We start from the raw sequence: 20,444 nt of genomic DNA, 5'->3' as shown, positions 1-20,444 counted from the left end.
GCATCGATTCAAATCGACAACAAAAAACAAGGCAAAACGCAACTTCTGAAATCACGTTGCACCAACCGTTGCACCTCGATGCGATGACGGCCAAAGTCGTTTTTAATCGCCCTGCACGCTTTCGCTTCATTTGTTCGTCCTGATTTTAGACATGCACACACCATGGGCAGGATCCAACAGGAACAACGTTTTCGGAGCTCAATACCGTTCAGGATTCGACAGTCAGTCTGTCGATACTTTTCATCCTCGCTACTTTCTGCCGGTAGATATTTATTGGGCTTCAACGCGCTTGTTACCAGACACGCTGCAACACTCGATACTGAGCCTCTGGCTAAGAGCTACTCAGACGGGAGTCGCACCCGTTTGTCTTCAAACCATTTCCAGTACGCACGTGCATTGGATTGTTACATGGCGTAACACACTGCCACGCCGCTAGATCGAATGTCGTGAAAGGCCGAACAGGTCCTCGACCAGTTTTCCAACGATTTTTTTTGATGCACCCGGCAATACCGCTTGGAGTATAGCTGGTAGGCAATTGAAGCCGCAACCAAGTTTTTGTGGCCTCCCCGAAAGCTAAAAGCTGTACTTACAGTGTAAAGAGATTACGCGTTCAGCATCCTCGTATGGGCATTCGAATTTAATGCTTGAGTTAGGTCTGACACGAAAGAACTCGATGGTGACATTGCTGGCGCTGGGTTCGACAGAAATTCGACTCGCATGAAATACTTTTGAGTAGTCAGAGCAGGGACTGATTATCAAAGTGGTCATCGAAGTGAATGCCCACAACCCGGATAGGTCTTGCGACGCATGGAGAGATGAGGCTAGCCTCAACATTGAGTCTAGGTACGAGCTAGACCAGTTTTTGTACAGAGCAATTGCGCGCTGCCATGAGTCATTCCAGGTTTCAGGTGGCTCTGTGTGCCCCACCATTTCTCCAAAACTCCGTGCTTCTGTTTGGACAGCGGGAACGGTACCAATCACCGCGGACGCCGCGATTGATTTGTTTAGTAAGCTGGAGACCACCGGCGGCTCCGGTGTATTGCCTGGTTCCCGATGTTTTCGGCTTTATGCAGACATGTACGCTTGTTGCCGATGGCCGAAACGATGCCCCGACTTTCAAGGATAAAAGACAGCCTCACGCAAAGGCGCTAAGGCGCAAAGAAGTTAACGCAAGCATCTTTGCGCCTTCGCGCCTTTGCGTGAGAGATGCGATCTAGTCCGCCCATCACCAGGTCTGTTCTCAACTACAGGTGTTGATGAGCATAGTTGTATTGTTCAGTTGGACAGCACCGTCGGCATGTCGGCGTGCCAATCGCAGCTTGTCGGGTCTGACAGCGGGAACTAGTAATTCTCAGGCGCTCGCGCCGGTAAACACTCTAAATTGTACCCAGTCTAGCGGGTTAATGGTTCTGCCGCCTCCAATCTACTTCCAAACAAATCCTCTGAATCAATCGCAAGCTGATAGCATCCCGACCAGCCTCAACCGGAGGCAAGAAAAGCGAAGCTTCGTGGATTTCCGGACTTAACAAATTCAGATTCTCCAGATCTTGCACCAGCTTGGCCGCGCGGTTCGAGATTGAGGTCCTCAACGAGGTCAACGTTCATGTCTAGTGGTGCGCCTGTGGAGTGCGGTGCCCGAGGCACCGCTTTGATGTAAGCGTTGACTATCCCGCAGTCTGCACGATATGGTACCGTTCAAGACTAATGGTTCGTGCAGGCTGCGGTAGAGTTGGGTTATTACATCAAAGCTGTGGCTGCGCCACAGCACTGGTATGTTGGTCAGAAATCCCAATAACATACGGGAACTGCTATCTGGACAATTGAGTAGAGGTTTTCCCTACTTAAGGAGTAGTCAGATGTCGGTTAAGAATTCTGTAGCCTCGAAGCGTCGTTCCAAGAATCGTCAATCTCTTCACAAGCCCAGCGGGGTCATCGCCCCACGCGTCAAGGCTGTCGGCGCAGAGCACTTTGCGATCGTCTGTATTGATCCGGCCAAGCTGCGGTCGGAGTTGATGATGGCCGACTATATGGGCAACATCCTGATCGATTCCACGACGGTAGAGCATCAACCCAATTCGATCGGAAATGCAATTCAACTGGTCAAGGATCAAGCGGAAAAGCATCGTATCAAGGATCTGATCGTAACAGTCGAGCGGACCGGGAACTACCATCTCATTCTGAAGCATGCCTTTGATCGTGCGGGTTTTGAAGTACGGATAATTCATCCGCTGGCAACCAAGCAATACAGAGTACCAGCCGATCCAGAGAACAAGACGGATCAGACCGATCTCGCAGCACATCATCGAGCAGCCATAGCTGGTTTCGGTTTATGCGAACTTAAGCTCCCCGATGTCTACGAGCAGTTGAGACTGCGTGTCCGTCATCGACGCGACTTGGTGGAAAAGTCGACAGCCATAGCTTGCCAGATTCGCGAGCACTTACACTTAAGCATGCCTGGTTACGCAGGTGTCTTTAGTGACTTCTTTAGTCATCCGCCAGCGATAGAAATTGCAAGGAAAGCCGATTCGGCCCAAGCGGTTTTAGCACTCGGTCTCAAAGGCCTGGGCGAGCACTTGGCCAAACAGAAAATTCGTTTTCAGCAATCAACGATCGATAAGGTCATTGGCTGGGCACAGCAAGCAGTCAAGCTGGAAGTTGAATCACCAACTCTGCATCATTCTATGTGGACAGAACTACATGACTTGTATCAGATGCTTGAAAAGCAGATTGCGCGTTTGGAAGTGGAAATTGCAGGGAATCTTGTGAAAACTCCTTACGTGCGACTGTTGGCAATTCCTGCAATCAACGTCGTTTCGGCCGCTGATTTTGCAGGAGAGATGGGCCCCATCTCTCATTACGCTAATGCCAATGCAATTACGGGCCGTAGCGGAATCTTTCCCTCACGTTACCAGAGTGACCAAACCGACAACTCTGGTTCAATCGTCAAAAACGCCAATCGTCGTCTGCGAGCGTCCCTAATGCGCATCGCTGATAATCTTGCCAAGCTCAATGGCCACTTCAGAGTGGTTGCTGCAAGCGATGCGATACAGAATATCGACAAGTGCGCAACTCGAGTCAAAATCGCTAAGCGTTTCAGCAGAATTGCATTCGCTTGCGTGGCTGGCGACGCTCCGCTAAAGCACGAGTGTTGCCGTGATCCCAATTCGATTCTTGTTAAACTCCGGATATTCCATGACGATCATGCAACTCCTCTCGATCAAACCTTGATCGACATGGAAAACGCTGTAGCGCAACTTCCACTAAAGACGCGTGGGTGTGAAGCGGAACTCGTTGCTCAATCGCTCGAGCAGGGAAGTACCCGACGCGGTCCTAAGCGAATAGGAGAATTACTGACAACGATTCTCGCACGACTAAAAGCTGAGAGTACACTTACAAACGAGGAACAGACGGCTTCAAGCTGATTCTCATTCAGGTGAGTCAAATCCACACCGCCTTCGAGCACTATGGCACTCGCTGCCTTCTTGGAGCTTGGCGCTCTGTCGGATCACCACCGCCTGATAAGGCAGTTTGAGGCCGTCCCTCTTATGATTACCAGTATGGCGATACCTGATCAAAGAACGACCGAGAACGATTTGGCTCACCAATTTTGAGAAGCAAACCGTCTCTACTCAAAAATTTTTTTCCTGCCAGCGGCGGGACCGCTAGAATTACGTACTCGCCTAAAATCCCCTCTGCGCAATCGCTCCTACATAGCAGCTCCAAGGTGGCCTTGCCACAGCACTCCAAAGACGAAATCTTAGTCGCGCTTTTGTTCGGCGCCTGGGACCTTGCCAGTTTCTTTTCCTCCGCGGGCAATTTGTTTACCGGTTTCGATGCGTTCTCCGCGTTCGACTGCCGGATCACTTTCCGTTTTCTCTACAGTCTTGGGCGACGGAGTCTTGGGGTTGGGTCGTTTATCATCCGGCATGGTTGGCTCTTCTTTAAAAATGGGGTCAGGTCTGGGTCAGGTCTCATTTTCCGGCTAGAAAATAGACCTGACCCCATTTTTGAGCACGTTCCATGCCAGCAGTTAGGTGCGGAAGGCTAGGGACAAGCGGCTGCTGGTCTCGGTCAGCTGTTGGATCAGCCGGGAGATCTCTTCTTTCTCGAGCTCGTCGTGCTCCAGTTCGTGCTCGAGCAGCTCGAGTTTTTTACGCAACAAATACGCTTGCATCTGTTGATAAGGCCGCAGATGCAGCTTGCGAATCGCGGTGCCGACTTCCAAGCGACGGGACCAATTCTCCCACACCTCCAGCCAGCGCAGGGCTTCCTCAACATTGCCACTTGAGGCCGCCGTGAGCGTTTCGGTTCGGGCCAAGCGCATCTCTTCGAGCGTTTCACCGGGCGAAGGATAATACGCGTAACAGGCTACAACGCTGAGCGCAATCAAACCAACCATGCACACGCTGCCCACAACTGCCGGAGATACATGCCGGTCCCAACCCGTAGGCTTACTGGCAAGCTCGACAGTGCTGGACGAGGTGGCCGGCGAAGTTGTCAAACTTGGCGCGGCCAAGACGGCCCCTCCCAGCGTCATCAAGACAGCGACGATCAACGATATTCGTTCAGGCAAACCCACGGCATCGTTCAGAAATTCACCGACCGCCGACATGGTCACTCTCTGCGCGAAAGGATTGCTGTAAACGTCGAAGGCATGCGTATGACCAGCCGGTTCAACTCCCGGTGGAATCAGCGGCTTGTCGATGGCATAAGCACAACCGACAACCACCACAAACAAGGCAGCAAACCAAGTCGCCGATGCCCGCCAGCCATAATTCTGTTTCAGCCACCATAGCGTCCCGACATTCATGCCAGTGCCCAGCAGCAATAGACCAAACGCGGCGCCCGGTGAATTGCCATGCGCAAACATCATGCCCAGTTGGCTAATCGTTTGCATGGGAGTGGCATAGATCGGCACGGCGATGATCGCCATCCGTAGCGGCGACCACGGGTCATCTTGCTCGGCCGATGTTTGCAGTCCACCATGCGGCAGAATACCTCCCAGCAGGCCAACTCCCATCACCGCAATCAACGTCAACAGCCCGGTCGGACCAAGCAGTTCGTGACATGCATATCGAAAACATGCACTCAATCGCTCCAGACCAATACATTCCGGTGCATCCGGTAACTCCGTTGAGTCTCCGCGCAGTTCAATGCGATCCCAAATCAACCCAATGATGGTCACAACCAACAGTGAACCCAGGGCAAAGCCCACAATCACATAGGGCCTCGAAAGTGTCAGGCCATAGAGCAGCGATAGCGGATTGAACAGCGGAGCCGAAAGTGCAAAGGCCGTAATCGCGCCCGGCCGCATGCGGATACGCAGCATTTCGCGAATAATGGGAAACGCGCCGATGGAACAAACTGGCAGCAACATGCCCAGCAACCACGACTGGGGCAGCGAGCGCAATGAGTCTCCACCAAACAAACGTTTGGTGTTGGCTGGGCCAAAGTAGTAACGCATCAAGGCCGCGATGAATAGCCCGATCAAGAGTGTCGGAGCGGCCGCTGCCAGGCTGCGAAGCGTGTTGACCAAGAATCCGAAGAACGCAATATCCATGATGAACTCATTGCTCCGTAGGTGGATCTGCCAAGACGTCGTCAGCTCGTTCAATGGGTTTTGGCAAACTGGCATGCAGTTGGCGCAGTTGTTGGCTCAACTGACGGACAGCCGTCGTGTAGGCCGCGCGGTCGGTCGACTTCTGATTGCCCATAGCTGACAGTTTTTCACAGCTGATATGTAGCTCATTCCATGATTGTTCCGGCAAAGGGCCATCCGCCGCCACCTCGGGTATCCACGATATGATCTCCGCTAGTTCTTGCGCGGCGGCGGCATCATCGATAGTTGCGATGCGCTGTTCTAACTTGTCAGCTGCATCGAGCATATTGGCCGGCCAATGAGCTGGAGTGGTGTGCTCCAATTCATGCGTCGACTGCCGACCTTCGATGCATCCGACCAGCGCAGCGATCGTGACGATGGCCAGGCAGTGCAGTCTGGTCCAGCGGTGCACATGTGCTGCCAGCTGGCCTTGTCGGCTGCGGTACCGCATGTATCGCCAATGACTCATTGCCTGGACCTTGAGGCTACGATTCATAGTGGTTGCCATTATCGATAGGTAGGTATTTCAACCGATGACAAAATGGATTCAATGGTTTGCGCAGCACTCTTGCTGCGGCACACCAAGCGGACACTCAGCACCGGGCCAGCGACCGCTTGGATATCTTCGGGCAAGACATAATCGCGCCCGCTCAGCAGAGCCCAACTCTGCGCGACGCTCTGCCACAGCAGCATGCCACGTGGACTCACACCGAGTGCGATCATCGGGTCATGCCGCGTCTTTTCACACAGTGCCACCAGGTACTCTTGCACCCGCACGTCGACATGAACCGCAGCGGCTTCGATTTGCAGCTCCATCAACTGTTCGAGGCTCATAATGGGCTCATGGGCTGTAGCTTCGCGATGCGTATGTCGGGCGGCTGCCAGAATTGCCAACTGCGCGGCGGGATCCGGATAGCCGATCTCTAGTCGCATGGCAAAGCGATCCAATTGAGCTTCGGGTAGTGGGTAAGCGCCATGACTGTCGATAGGATTCTGGGTAGCGATAACGAAGAAGGTACTAGAGAGTGTCCGCGAGAGACCATCGAGCGTGACTTGCCGCTCGGCCATCGCTTCAAAGAGAGCGCTCTGCGTGCGCGGCGTGGTGCGATTGAGTTCGTCCGCTAAGAGAATATCTGAAAAGATTGGACCAGGCCGAAATTCAAACTCACGCGTTTTCTGATTGAACAAGTTGAATCCGCTAATGTCGGTCGGCAACAAGTCGGGCGTACATTGAATGCGGGCGAACTTGGCGCCGAATGATTGCGCGACCGCCTTGGCGAGCGTGGTCTTGCCCGTGCCCGGTAAATCGTCCAATAGCAAATGGCCTTGAGCCAACAGACATGCCAGCACCAATTCGATCTTGTCACGTTTACCGATGAGCACTTCGTTCAGGCGCTCTCGCAACTGCTGGAGTTGTTGACGACTGGACGTTAGCACAGGAGTTTCGAGCGTCATATTCTTCTTCTACAAAACCTAGAGTCCAGATCGTTGTAAACGTTGGCAGGTCGTTTGATACCACAGAACCGCGCAAGCCTGACGGCCGGCAGTGGTCAGCCCTGGCGCATTGCCAAACCACATGCGATCCGCTTCGCTGAGCATTTGTTGTAAAGCAGAGGTGAGGCGATCGGGGCTGGATGTCAGCAGCCGACCGTACCACAAACGTGGTGACACGTGCGCTGGACGCGGTTTGCCAATCAAACGCGAACGCGCGTCCAGCAGCCGCAACACCCAGCGACACCGTTGCCGATCGCTCAGCACCAGCATGCACCAACCGCATAACATGCAACCGGCATCAAATGCCCGTGCCCGTTGCCACCAGAGCAGCCAACCACTGGCCAAGAACGTGGCGAAACCAAAAGCAATTGACCAGGCGTGATACTTGATCCAATAGCGCCACGTAATGCGATAGGATGGCTGTGGATACCCTGGTGTCGGTTCTAGCGGCAGCCAGCAACCGGGATATATACAAACCTCCAACCACGCATGCATGTCGCTAGGATAAACAGCGATCTCATGGCTGAAGCCCAATCGATGTTCCCGGCGAGCGACAAAGCCCGTGACCAGTCGCGTATCCATACCCAGTTGTTTCAACATGCTCGACGCGGTAGTCGCGAACATTAAATCGCTACCCGCTTTACCAGTTAGAAACTGCTCCACGGGATCATCGCAGTTCGAGAAATCTTGCCCGCGATCAAGTTGAAAATCCTGACGCAGATGCTCGACGACCGCTGTGATCTGTTGCCAGCGCGAAAGCCGAACGGGATGGCGACCCAGCCAATCCTCCAGCAGTTCGCGTGCGCGCGCTTGACCCGGCGAAGTTGTCTCTGTGTTGCTGGGTGCAGAGAGGCCTTGAGCCACTGAGCCGCGGCCCAAGGCTTCGATTTGCTCGATATCGAGCCCGCGATTTACGAATTTCACGATCGTGAATTCGGGTACTCGCTCGCGACCGGGCATGCTCAGATTGTCATCGATGTCCAACGCAAACATGGTTGGATCATCGATCTTGTCGATGTGCCAACTGGCCATTCCCGCTGGCGATGGGATGCCACTAGAACGCAAGCGTGCGTATTTGATGGCTTCTGCTTCCGCACCGACAAACGGTTGGCTGTGGCCACGGCGCATCTGTTCCACGGCGTTGGGTGAACTGAACCACACGCGACCCCTGATCGACTGTGACACAGGTTGGCAAATTGAATGGTCACTGTGTAGTGCAGGGGACTGAGCAGAGTTGCCGTCGCGCTTGTCCGTACGTGTTAACCACTCTCGACCATCAAACTGCGTATAGCGCTGTAAAGGTAAATGCATATCGTGCCGACCGATCCAGAAGAGCAGGGCATCGGAGAGCTTGGGCTTCAGCGGTTTGTGGTTGATTGTGCTTCGGCGTTGTGTCGTCAGCTTGGATGACGCTTCGTCGCTCTGCGACATCTTTTCAGGTTGACTGAGTTCGGTTTGCTCTGGTGCCAGCGCGATAGTGCGTTCAACTTTGTTCTTGCGAACCGGTTCACCGAAAGTATCGCTGTACAGGTCGAACAAGCTGGGCTGCTCCGAATCGAGAAACACGTCGGAGTCGACCGCACCAAACGACGCGGCATGTTCACGCGCTGCGATCACCGCATCGCCATCACCCACACCACCATTGGCATGCGCGTCATGACCAGTCGTGCCACCGCTGGTGGGTGCAACTTCGTAGCTGAGTTTGCGCGAGTCAGGAAAGCGACCGGCCACGCTCCAGGCCGACACAAAGAACACTAAGCACCCGCCCAATACGACCAGCGGTCGCGACAGTCGGTTCTCTGTTACTGTATTGGCCTGGCAACTGGCCAGGCGTTGCCAATGGCTGGAGGCCAACCACCATAAGCATACGGCACCCCAGATGTATGCAAAGATCAATGCGACCGATTGATCCGAAGAGCAGGTGGCCAGTAACGTCAGAAAGCCACTGCAGATAACGGTCGTGCTCAACGCTCGCCGATGGTTTAGCAACAAAGCTGCCCCTAAGGTGGTCCAGCCAAAGCTGCTGAGCATGATCAATTCCAGACCGGTCCCCAGCCCCGCGATCCGCAGTACCATTTCCACTAGCCAAGGCATCGCGGCAGTCGCGACCAAGGCGATCACCACATATGCTTCTAACGTATAGCGAGAGGCATGCGGGCTCCTCTGCTCGGGATGTGTCAACACTTGGCCACTTTTCCAATGAGCGGACCGGCTGAATTGGAACAGGCTCCGACCGCTCCAACCAGGTTGATATCCATTGTGAAACAACCACACAGCCAACAACAATCCAGCTTGGATCGTGGCTTCGATCGCCATACCCAATGGCTGCTCGCAGGCCAGGCGCAATCGCACCAACGCGAACATGCCGACCAAGGCCAGGCAGATCGGTCCCGAACGGGCTGCAGTCCGCGGCACAGCCACGTTACGCGGCATGGCTACCATGTTCGGTCCTTTGTAGCCAGTTGGTCAATTGCGCCGCGATATCCTCTCTGAGATCGATGATCGTCACCACCTCAAGTGTGGCAGCTCGGAAATCCTCGGATGTCTGCAATAAGGTCAGCTGAACCTTGTCATCGTCAGCACAATTCTGGTCTGCACTGGTTACCACCGGTGCAATCATGATGCGACACGAAGCCGAAGGCGCAAGTGGAAGAGTGTGGCCTGGAGGTGGCAAGCAACCATCCAAGGGCACGTCGGTCAAGCGATCCAGTGCGGACTCCAGCGCATTGCGTGAGGACAGTGGCGAACAAGATTCCGCCCATAGTTGCTCGTGCATGATGTTCAGTTCGTAGGGAATCGATTGCTGTTGCAGCAACGCACACAGACTGGCGGCGATACGCACGCGGCACGCCAGGTTCTCGCGATTGAATATCGAAACTGAAGTGCAGGTCGGGTCGAGCGTGATATTCCAAACGGCCTGCTGGGCAGCGCCACGCTGGCAGACGACTAGTGAATCGGTTTTAGCCGTATGCGCCCAGTGGATGCTGCGAATCGAATCACCATGTCGATAACCTCGCAGCCCGATAAAGTCACCGTGCCCACCAGCGCGCGAACCTACGCCACAATGATGTTGAATGGGACCGCCGTGATCTGGCAGACCGCACAGGCGCTCGCGCCGAGGACGCACGACGATCGGATCCACCTTGTCGATCACTTGGCGCGATGTCCATATCGCCAGCGGAAAAGCACAGCTAATCTTGGGGCGAGTGCGTGGATAACGGCCACGATACTCGGGTGCAATGGGCACGCGAAACGTAGCCTGGCTGAGCCAAGGAATTGTAGCTAGGGCTACATCTCCCGCAGGCTGACTGGCATCACCATCAATCGGTTCTGGATCCACCAAGAATCCTTCGACGATCAATCCACAAACTGGCCACGGACATCGATTGCGCACCGTTATGGTCAAGTACTGCGCATCACCTTCTTCCAAGTCGCTGGCCGGGCACGACATATCGCAGTGCGTACCGTGGACGGACAACCAGGGATACGAAATACCCACCAACAAAAGTGCGATCAAACCGGCCGCCAGGCTCCAAGCCAACGGCGATAAGAACGCGCCCACCAGGCCGCTGGCGATCGCGCCGATCAGAAACCAACCCAGCGGCTGCCGAAGCCACTGAATGTACGGCTCCATACCGGGGCAGTAGTCACGCGCCAGCAACTCGCTCAGACGATGCGATTTGCTGCGCAGCGGTGGTACAATAGCAGACATGGTTCTCGTTCCAAACGAACGGTATTGTTTGATTAAAGTCGCCCCAGGCACGGCGCTAAAGGCCAGCACGGTTGGTCGGACCTGATTAGGCTTCACACGCACGTGCCGGGGCGATATTGATTACTGCGATATGGACCAGCCACTCACTGGGTGCAGGCTGCTAAAAACAGCCCCGCCCAACTTAGGATCAGTTACGAACGTGCACCAAGCCCCCTCCCGAATCTCGCTTGGGCTCGATTCGACCTCCCCAAGGCGAAGCCCCGGAGAGGCGATTGGGTGTTACGATGCAAACCAACGTTCACGTGGAAGCAGCTGGGGTTGCAGGCTAGCAAACTTGCGGGAACCTGCGCTGAAGAGTTGACCTACGCTGCACCTGGCCAATGGCCTAGGCGCAATTGCTTTTCGCAGGTGGACCACGCGCATGCCAGGCAGAAGGCACGGCACTTGAGATCGAGATAGTTTGCCAATCGCACACGCAGACTTGCTGACAAGCGATTGCAAACTCGTATACAACAGGCTTAACTTGAGCCGTGGCGTAAAAAGCACAGATGGCACAAGGACCATGCTGATCCATGGCACTAACTGATGGGCCAGTTGCGGGGGCTTTCGTCGTTTGACCTTGAACAGCCGAATCGCCTTGGTGCAAGCAATTGCAGCGTGAATGGCTTACGGCGGAACTGGCAGAAGTTGCGGTCGAGGCGTGATCAGATTCACGATGGCAAGCACGATCAGCACAACTGTGGTCTGCACAGTCATGGCGATGCCAATACGGGCCGATGGCCGCGGGGATTCCGTAGAATCCCAAAAGCAATATGGCAACGAGCTTGCGAAAAAACACTAGAAACTCCGCACGAGAGATGCGGTCCGACCACTTCTGAATCTATTTGAGTGCGGCTGGACAGTCAAGTCTACGCCAGCCGAATTAACTGCGTTCACGTTAAGTTGATCACTTGGCCGGTATTTTGTGATCTTTCTCAGAACCACCACTGGCCAACTTGCCCACCCCTTCGACGGTCAGCGTAATAACGTTGTCCGCTTTGGGCTCAACGGTACAGCTCAGCTTGGCAGTATGGTACGCCGCGTACCGCGGATGGACCACGCCGTAAGTACCATGATTGCGAGCCAGATCTTCGCCGAGAATTAATTGCACGACGACGCAATCATGCGTGCCTGCCACCGCGCCATCGCCAGTCTGATAGGTGGTGAGCGTGAATCCACCGTCGGCATCGATCGTGCCCCGAGCCTGGACTTTGTGCTCGCGTGATTTCAGTTCGACGCTCCCGGTTTTGACCGGTGAACCGTTGACAAAGACGACTCGACCTTTGGTGGGATAGGCCGGCGGCCGACTCGGACCACATCCCGCGACCGTTATCCAGCCAGCCACGATAACGCTAGCGACTACGAGCCAATTGTTTGCACGTCGGTTCAAATGCTTACGCCGTGAAAAGTCCACGAAGTCTGAATGTGAAAACAGTCAGAGCAGTTTAGTCTTCTAAAGCCACAGGCTGGGCATCGCTGCGATGACACAACCGGCCAAGGGTGTCAGTGTCCATGCTTGCCGATACACTGCGGACGCTGCCGTCAGCTACGGCAAAGTTGCAGATGCCTGTGTGCCAGCTACCAAAGCCGATGAGCGCATTGCCTTCGGCGCGGGGATCGATACTGATCGGCACCGTGGGGCCACCGATCCGCGCCGAACCAAAGAGGTAGTCACCATTGAAGATGAATGCATCTTCAGGTGATTTGCCCAGTTTGCCTTGTGGAATGTGCATTTCACCAGCCAGCATCGTATTGCTGAGCCCGTCGACCACATCCTTCATGCCGATGCGATCGATCCAGGCCGTGGGCTGGCTGCCATTGCAGCGGGCGCGGCTAGAAATAATAACTCCGGTACCGTTGCCACCGTAATAGAAATCGGTTGGCAATCCAGACGAGCCAGGCGACAAGTCACCATGATTCCCACCGTAATCACCCAACGCGCCAGAAATGGTAAGCGAGCCCGCGGAAGTCACGGGAATGCGACAGCCACAAGGCAAAACAATCCAAGTAGTTGTGGTCGAAGATACGACGCCTTCTCCAACAGCCTGCGATAGCGAACGTCGCGATGGACAAACATAGCTGGGTAGCGATTGACTACGAACATCATCGGGATGGTCCGCATAAGGCTTGGAGTAGTCCCAGCTTTGTTCCAGCGCGGTCTGTTCCAAGTAGGGCATGATCCGCACAAGCCAGGTCGTCTCACTACCGCCACACGCTTGTTCGGCAGGTGCGCCGGGGCGCGATTGATAACGAGCCGGCGGAAACGCTTTGTGCACATCGTGAAAAGTATGCGTAGCCAGCGCAATTTGGTGTAGGTTGTTTTGGCACTGCATACGCCGAGCGGCTTCACGAGCCGATTGCACGGCAGGCATGAGCAAACCGACCAGCAACCCGATGATCGCAATGACCACCAGTAATTCGACAAGCGTAAAGGCACGACGGCCGACTATGGAGTGTTGGCGGATCATATAAATGGCCTCCTTGAAGGAGTTCGGACGTCACAGAAAAAACCGCACAATTACCGCACTGCAGCATAGTCTAGGTACCCGGCGCGGATGTTGCAACGAAAAGCGGCAGCCCGCCAAGGCGGATTTTCGCTTTTCGCTGTAAAAAGAACGGAATCTACCGAGGAACTGCGGCACTATAACTCAGGCGATCGTGCGGGGCGACCTGCGGCCAAACTAATGCAGAAATTAGATAGAGTACCGGTATCAAGGCAAAAGCGTTCTTCAGTTGAGCACTCCAACCCAGCCATTCCACTCCGCGCGACTCGACATAGACAGCCAAGAAAGCCACGCTCGCCATGGGCGCGAACAACAAGAGACTCCGCCATAGCATCCGCAAGCGACTCATACGGCAACCGTCACGGCGCACCGCTGTAACGCCAGTAAACATCTGCAACAGCCCACCATTGGTGAGTGTGGTCCATACCCATAAGACTCCAAAAATACTCGCAATGCTCGTTACAACCCAAGTCGTATTCTCGTTGGTTACTTGGTTGTTCTGCCAAGCCGAGAAGACAGGATAGAACTCGGCAACTACCTGCTTCTCCGATATGACCTGCTCCCGAAAGCCCTCGTCATTGTCGAGTTCTACTTTGACTGGACGATCGACCGTGTCCGAGCTTATTACGACGCTTGGCGGAGTGTTGAGAGAATGGCTAGGTGTCTCTGCTGGAGGCGTGCGAACTTTGGCCGGTCTGATCTTATAGGTTGGGGGAGTCGATTTGATCTTGGCTCGATCCATCTTGGCTTGCGATAAGATCGCCTGTTCAAACAAATTCAAGTGCTCATAGGCCACTTGGCATTGTTTATGTGCTTCACCAGCTGCATTGCGCAGTTGCTCGATTGTTATTGGCTGCGATAAATGTTGTCTCTGCTCTGGGCTAGCAGCAGCCAGTGCGCTGGGATATTGGTCCGGAGATTGGACCACACTGGACAGTGTCGCCAGGCCTCGCGCTTCTTTGCGCAATTGATTTACAAACTGCACAGAGTTCATCGATAGTATGAGCCACACCGCAGCCATCACTGGCAGCGTTACAATCCCCGCCGTCAAGGCATGGGCCAGGCGCAAAGCAGGTGTTACTTGCTCTGTTGTCTGATCGATGCGAGTCAACTCTTGCTTCAGTTGTTCTGGACGATATCTACCTTGAACAAAGCGTTCCAAGAACAAGAGCCCGCGATACGGGGGCAAATCGGACACACGGATAGTCTGACTGATCGCGTGCCGGGAAGCAGGCTGATCTGGGGTTCGAGCCGCACGTTTTTTGCGCAAGCGATGGCCGGCCGGTAGCGCGGCCCAAGCAACGTCGCCCAGTAGGTTTTGAAGGCCAGAGAGACGTGGAGGACCAGTAATGTCTAATTCTGGTTCGCAAAAAGTAGCTCGCCCAGAAGCGTCCAACCAAATGCGGTAACCATTCCAATCCTCTTCGCGTATGGACTGACTATCGGTGCACGTATGTTCATCGATCAACTGATGAAAGAGCTGTCGAGCTAGTGGCCAGGGCAAAACAGTACCGCCATGAATACAGGTTGCCAGTGGAACACCCTCGGGTGCCAGATAGGCATCCCAACTTTGCAATCCCTCGATGCCCGACTCGATCACGCGCATGCGTGCCCGCCGCGTGCATTTCTTGCGCTGCTCGGAAAGCGGCGGCGAGTCTGGAGGAAGCAAGTTGATCCAGACTTGTCGATCCAGACCTTCATCGTGAGCGACCAACCATTGCGATTGATCGCGAGTTTTAAGTTGTCCTGAGATATGAAATCGCCCAATCATCGCCGGCGTGGCAGTAGGCTGCTGCGGGATCAGCCACTGCGGCAGCGTCAGTTCTACTTGGGCCGCCGAACGCTGTGGCACTGACAATTTAGTGTAGGTACTGGTTAACCACTCATGACCGAATTGTCGTTTGCCGCTCCACCACCAGAAACATAGCATGATCAGCCAACCACACAGTTCGCTGCCCCAGGCGACAATAGGCGCGACCTGGAGACTTCCGCGCACAAGTGTATCGAAAAGCAGTTCAATGCCGTTGTTATTGAGAATGAACAATCCTGAGCGTACAGCCGTTTGCCGCATAGTCGGTTTACCGCCAGTCTCGGCATCGACCACCCGCATGCGCATCAACCGCTTACCCAATGAACATCCGAGCAACCACTCTTGCAACCAGTAATAAAAGAAGATGACCAATGAGGTCCCAGCAGCGGCCGATAGCGGCAACCAACTATTGACCGACTGGAAATCGAAAAGCGCAAACTGCAGTACCGAGATTGTAATGGCAGCCACAATCATGGTCGCGACGGTAGCATCGATGAAGCCGGCTAAGATGCGCCGCGGCAATGAAGCAATGTCGCTCTCGGCGGCCACGATCGGCTCAAGGGCCGCCCGCATCTGCTGGAATGACTCGAAGCGTTTATTGCGGTCACGCGCCAGGCCACGCATGACGATGCCTTCAAGCACCGACGGAACCTTGGTTTGCACCTTCGCAAACGCTGGTGGGTCCGACGAAGCAATCTTGGCAATCACTTGGGCGGCATTAGGAGATTCAAACGGAGCTCGTCCGGCCAACAGGTAATACATCGTGGCTGACAACGAGTAGATGTCGCTGCGTTCATCTAGCGTCTCGCCTAACAGTTGCTCCGGTGAAGCAAACAGCGGTGTTCCCAAAAACGCACCGGTGCGAGTCAATTCAGAATCATCCACCAGTGATCGGGCCAGGCCGAAGTCCCCGATCTTCACCGTGCCATGCTCGTCCAAGTAACAATTGGCTGGTTTGATGTCACGATGTATCATGCCTTGTCGATGAGCTTCGATCAGTCCATCGACGCACTGCAGGACGAGTTGCACAGCTTGTTTAAACGGCAATGGACCGCGCTCGACCACCAGGTCTTTCAGCGTCTTGCCGGTCATCAACTCCATCGCGATAAACGGCGTGCCACGATCTTCATCGACGCGATGCACAAACACACAATGTGGATGATTGATCTGGCTGGCGATGTAGCCTTCATGCTTGAACCGCTGTAAGGCTTCGCTCGAGCAACTCCAGCGGGCCGAGAGCAGTTTGATGGCCACTGCTCGCCCTTGGCCATCCAAGGCTTTGTACACGCGCCCCATACCACCTTCACCCAATAACTGCTCCAAGCGATAGCCGCCGATGGTTGAAGTTTGAAGCTGTTTGGATGATGCCGTGCCCATGCCCGAGCTAGCAGATGCCGATGGCTGGCTGTCGGTTTGGCTGAAATCGGTGGTGACATCCGACTTCAGGCCTGATTCGACCAAGGGCGAGGTTGAAGGTGCGCCTTCAAAAGCCGCTGTATGATTGGGATCGTCTGGGACGGTGTTTTTTTTCAGCGGCGAATCGGCCATGATGATGGTTCTGTGGTTGGCTAGCCTGTGTTGACAGTATACAGAACTTCCGCCTGTAAGTGAGCCTTGAAATCGCTTACTGTTTCGCGGGAGGTGTTGGCCGGTTCCTCGTGTGCCAGCTGTGCTTGGTATAAACTACGAAATAACTCGCCCCTTGGATCACTGGCAACCCCGAAATCCCGAGACCACTATGATTCGATCGTTAATGCTGGCAAGTTTGGTCACTGTCGTTGCATTTTTTCCGTCGCCCGCCCCGGCAGATGATTTTGTGTCGGTTTTTGATGGCAAAACAACTGACGGCTGGAAAGCCAATGAGAAGCCCGAGTGCTTTACCGTCGTCGATGGAGCTTTGAAGTTGCAGGGCGGTATGGCTCATCTGTTCTGCGTTAAAGAGGGCTTTGCAGATTTAAAGAATTTTGAATTCAAGGCGCAAGTGAAGACCCTCAAAGGCGCCAACTCGGGCGTCTTCTTTCACACTGAGAACCGAGGACCCGGTGGCTTGAAGAAAGGTTACGAAGCGCAAATCAATACTTCGTTCGATAAAGATCCACGAAAGACTGGCAGCCTGGTAGACGTGAAAGACCTGTCCCAGTCCCCCGTTCCCGACGACCAGTGGTTCGATTTCCACTTGATCGTTCAAGGCAAACAGATCAAGGTCAATATCAACGACCAGACGGTTGTCAATTACACCGAAGAAGCCAAACCAGTCCGCAAGAAAGGTCGCGAAGAACGCATACTCTCCCACGGCGCGCTGGCCCTGCAAGCCCACGATCCCAACAGCGTCACCTTCTTTAGAAACCTGCAAATTAAGAAGTTGCCAGACTAACGCCTCAACTAAGCCGCAGGCGTTAGCCTCGGTTTCTTTGGAGTGCTGTGGCGCCAGCCACTTTGGAGCTGCTATGTAGGAGCGATTGCGCAGAGGGGATTTTAGGCGAGTACGTAATTCTAGCGGTCCCGCCGCTGGCAGGAAAAAAATTTTTGAGTAGAGACGGTTTGCTTCTCAAAATTGGTGAGCCAAATCGTTCTCGGTCGTTCTTTGATCAGGTATCGCCATACTGGTAATCATAAGAGGGACGGCCTCAAACTGCCTTATCAGGCGGTGGTGATCCGACAGAGCGCCAAGCTCCAAGAAGGCAGCGAGTGCCATAGTGCTCGAAGGCGGTGTGGATTTGACTCACCTGAATGAGAATCAGCTTGAAGCCGTCTGTTCCTCGTTTGTAAGTGTACTCTCAGCTTTTAGTCGTGCGAGAATCGTTGTCAGTAATTCTCCTATTCGCTTAGGACCGCGTCGGGTACTTCCCTGCTCGAGCGATTGAGCAACGAGTTCCGCTTCACACCCACGCGTCTTTAGTGGAAGTTGCGCTACAGCGTTTTCCATGTCGATCAAGGTTTGATCGAGAGGAGTTGCATGATCGTCATGGAATATCCGGAGTTTAACAAGAATCGAATTGGGATCACGGCAACACTCGTGCTTTAGCGGAGCGTCGCCAGCCACGCAAGCGAATGCAATTCTGCTGAAACGCTTAGCGATTTTGACTCGAGTTGCGCGCTTGTCGATATTCTGTATCGCATCGCTTGCAGCAACCACTCTGAAGTGGCCATTGAGCTTGGCAAGATTATCAGCGATGCGCATTAGGGACGCTCGCAGACGACGATTGGCGTTTTTGACGATTGAACCAGAGTTGTCGGTTTGGTCACTCTGGTAACGTGAGGGAAAGATTCCGCTACGGCCCGTAATTGCATTGGCATTAGCGTAATGAGAGATGGGGCCCATCTCTCCTGCAAAATCAGCGGCCGAAACGACGTTGATTGCAGGAATTGCCAACAGTCGCACGTAAGGAGTTTTCACAAGATTCCCTGCAATTTCCACTTCCAAACGCGCAATCTGCTTTTCAAGCATCTGATACAAGTCATGTAGTTCTGTCCACATAGAATGATGCAGAGTTGGTGATTCAACTTCCAGCTTGACTGCTTGCTGTGCCCAGCCAATGACCTTATCGATCGTTGATTGCTGAAAACGAATTTTCTGTTTGGCCAAGTGCTCGCCCAGGCCTTTGAGACCGAGTGCTAAAACCGCTTGGGCCGAATCGGCTTTCCTTGCAATTTCTATCGCTGGCGGATGACTAAAGAAGTCACTAAAGACACCTGCGTAACCAGGCATGCTTAAGTGTAAGTGCTCGCGAATCTGGCAAGCTATGGCTGTCGACTTTTCCACCAAGTCGCGTCGATGACGGACACGCAGTCTCAACTGCTCGTAGACATCGGGGAGCTTAAGTTCGCATAAACCGAAACCAGCTATGGCTGCTCGATGATGTGCTGCGAGATCGGTCTGATCCGTCTTGTTCTCTGGATCGGCTGGTACTCTGTATTGCTTGGTTGCCAGCGGATGAATTATCCGTACTTCAAAACCCGCACGATCAAAGGCATGCTTCAGAATGAGATGGTAGTTCCCGGTCCGCTCGACTGTTACGATCAGATCCTTGATACGATGCTTTTCCGCTTGATCCTTGACCAGTTGAATTGCATTTCCGATCGAATTGGGTTGATGCTCTACCGTCGTGGAATCGATCAGGATGTTGCCCATATAGTCGGCCATCATCAACTCCGACCGCAGCTTGGCCGGATCAATACAGACGATCGCAAAGTGCTCTGCGCCGACAGCCTTGACGCGTGGGGCGATGACCCCGCTGGGCTTGTGAAGAGATTGACGATTCTTGGAACGACGCTTCGAGGCTACAGAATTCTTAACCGACATCTGACTACTCCTTAAGTAGGGAAAACCTCTACTCAATTGTCCAGATAGCAGTTCCCGTATGTTATTGGGATTTCTGACCAACATACCAGTGCTGTGGCGCTAGCCACAGCTTTGATGTAATAACCCAACTGTACCGCAGCCTGCACGAACCTTTACTCATCAACGTTACCAGGTGCGTGCAGGCTGCGGATCAGTCAACACTTACATCAAAGCGGTGCCTCGGGCACCGCACTCCAAGGCGAACCAATTGCCATGAACGTACCCTAGTGCATGCAGGCTGCGGAACAGTTCACGCTTACATCAAAGCTATGGCTGCGCCGCAGCACTCCCAAGGCTTAGTCTTCGAATGGCAGATCTTGGGTGGTGCGTTCGGCCAGTCCGGATTTGAAGTGGGCGCGGCATACTGATACGTAACGTTCGTTGCCGCCGATTTGCACTTGCGAGCCCATCTTCACAGGACGACCTTGCTCGTCGATACGCAACTGAAAAGTTGCTTTTCGACCGCAATGGCAAATCGTCTTGAGCTCCACCAGCGAATCTGCCCAAGCCAAAAGTTCCATCGAACCTTCAAACAAGTTACCTAGAAAATCGGTGCGGATACCATAGGCCAATACAGGCACATCCAGCTTGTCGCATACATCACTCAATTGACGGACTTGCCGACGCGTTAGGAATTGAGCTTCATCTAACAACAGACAATGAAACGGCTCAGTAGCATGCTCGCGTTCCGCCAGGTGGAAGAGGTCATCGGCTTGAGTGAACGAGTGCGCATCGGCTTGCAGACCAATGCGTGAAGCGATGCGACCTTGACCAAATCGACTGTCCAGTTCTGGCGTCAGCACCAGCGTGCGCATTCCGCGCTCTTGATAGTTGTAATTGGACTGCAACAACATGGTCGACTTGCCGGCATTCATCGCTGAGTAATAAAAGTACAACTTGGCCATCGCGTAACAACTATGACTTAGAAGAAATGATTGGGAGGC

The 20,444-nt window shown here is 53.9% G+C and carries 13 protein-coding genes; 2 read left to right on the top strand and 11 right to left on the bottom strand.

The window, feature by feature from the left end:
• Positions 1–1,856: 1,856 nt before the first annotated feature.
• Positions 1,857–3,422, top strand: a complete 1,566-nt coding sequence (locus SH573x_RS09660) for an IS110 family transposase (protein ID WP_479354530.1) — start codon at positions 1,857–1,859, stop codon at positions 3,420–3,422.
• Positions 3,423–3,757: 335 nt separating this feature from the next.
• On the opposite strand, the gene SH573x_RS09655 is transcribed toward SH573x_RS09660, so the two are convergent.
• The 9 genes from SH573x_RS09655 to SH573x_RS09615 all read right to left on the bottom strand — a co-directional run bounded on the left by SH573x_RS09655 (position 3,758) and on the right by SH573x_RS09615 (position 16,706).
• Entirely contained in the window at positions 3,758–3,928 is a 171-nt protein-coding gene (locus SH573x_RS09655) for a hypothetical protein (RefSeq protein WP_479354528.1), read from the bottom strand.
• A gap of 102 nt (positions 3,929–4,030) precedes the next feature.
• Positions 4,031–5,560: a permease gene (locus SH573x_RS09650; RefSeq protein WP_479354526.1), complete on the bottom strand. Its 1,530-nt coding sequence runs from the start codon at positions 5,558–5,560 to the stop codon at positions 4,031–4,033.
• 7 nt (positions 5,561–5,567) lie between these two features.
• The gene (locus SH573x_RS09645; protein WP_479354524.1) at positions 5,568–6,095 is read right to left on the bottom strand and encodes a hypothetical protein; all 528 of its coding nucleotides are present in this window, start codon (positions 6,093–6,095) and stop codon (positions 5,568–5,570) included.
• Positions 6,096–6,106: 11 nt separating this feature from the next.
• Entirely contained in the window at positions 6,107–7,054 is a 948-nt protein-coding gene (locus tag SH573x_RS09640; RefSeq protein ID WP_479354523.1) for an AAA family ATPase, read from the bottom strand.
• Positions 7,055–7,072: 18 nt separating this feature from the next.
• Positions 7,073–9,535 carry a transglutaminase-like domain-containing protein gene (locus SH573x_RS09635; protein ID WP_479354521.1) on the bottom strand — a complete coding sequence of 821 codons (2,463 nt, stop codon included), beginning with the start codon at positions 9,533–9,535 and terminating at the stop codon, positions 7,073–7,075.
• Entirely contained in the window at positions 9,516–10,805 is a 1,290-nt protein-coding gene (locus tag SH573x_RS09630; protein ID WP_479354520.1) for a DUF58 domain-containing protein, read from the bottom strand. Before SH573x_RS09630 ends, SH573x_RS09635 begins: the two co-directional genes overlap by 20 nt.
• A 946-nt stretch (positions 10,806–11,751) precedes the next feature.
• Positions 11,752–12,234 carry a hypothetical protein gene (locus SH573x_RS09625; RefSeq protein WP_479354518.1) on the bottom strand — a complete coding sequence of 161 codons (483 nt, stop codon included), beginning with the start codon at positions 12,232–12,234 and terminating at the stop codon, positions 11,752–11,754.
• 55 nt (positions 12,235–12,289) lie between these two features.
• The gene (locus SH573x_RS09620) at positions 12,290–13,312 is read right to left on the bottom strand and encodes a DUF1559 family PulG-like putative transporter (RefSeq protein ID WP_479354516.1); all 1,023 of its coding nucleotides are present in this window, start codon (positions 13,310–13,312) and stop codon (positions 12,290–12,292) included.
• A 154-nt stretch (positions 13,313–13,466) separates the two neighbouring features.
• Positions 13,467–16,706 (bottom strand): protein kinase domain-containing protein, encoded by a 3,240-nt coding sequence (locus SH573x_RS09615; protein ID WP_479354514.1) that lies wholly within the window; start codon positions 16,704–16,706, stop codon positions 13,467–13,469.
• A gap of 190 nt (positions 16,707–16,896) precedes the next feature.
• Between SH573x_RS09615 and SH573x_RS09610 the strand changes: the two genes are divergently transcribed.
• Positions 16,897–17,532, top strand: a complete 636-nt coding sequence (locus tag SH573x_RS09610; RefSeq protein WP_479354513.1) for a 3-keto-disaccharide hydrolase — start codon at positions 16,897–16,899, stop codon at positions 17,530–17,532.
• 363 nt (positions 17,533–17,895) lie between these two features.
• Here the strand turns inward: SH573x_RS09610 and SH573x_RS09605 are convergent, their stop codons facing one another.
• Positions 17,896–19,461, bottom strand: a complete 1,566-nt coding sequence (locus tag SH573x_RS09605; protein ID WP_479351570.1) for an IS110 family transposase — start codon at positions 19,459–19,461, stop codon at positions 17,896–17,898.
• Between the two features lie 335 nt (positions 19,462–19,796).
• Complete coding sequence (locus SH573x_RS09600; protein ID WP_479354511.1) at positions 19,797–20,405, bottom strand: thymidine kinase; 609 nt, start codon at positions 20,403–20,405, stop codon at positions 19,797–19,799.
• Positions 20,406–20,444: the final 39 nt, after the last annotated feature.

The organism is Rania fehmarnensis, assembly GCF_056494185.1.
This window is presented reverse-complemented; position numbering and strand designations above follow the sequence as displayed.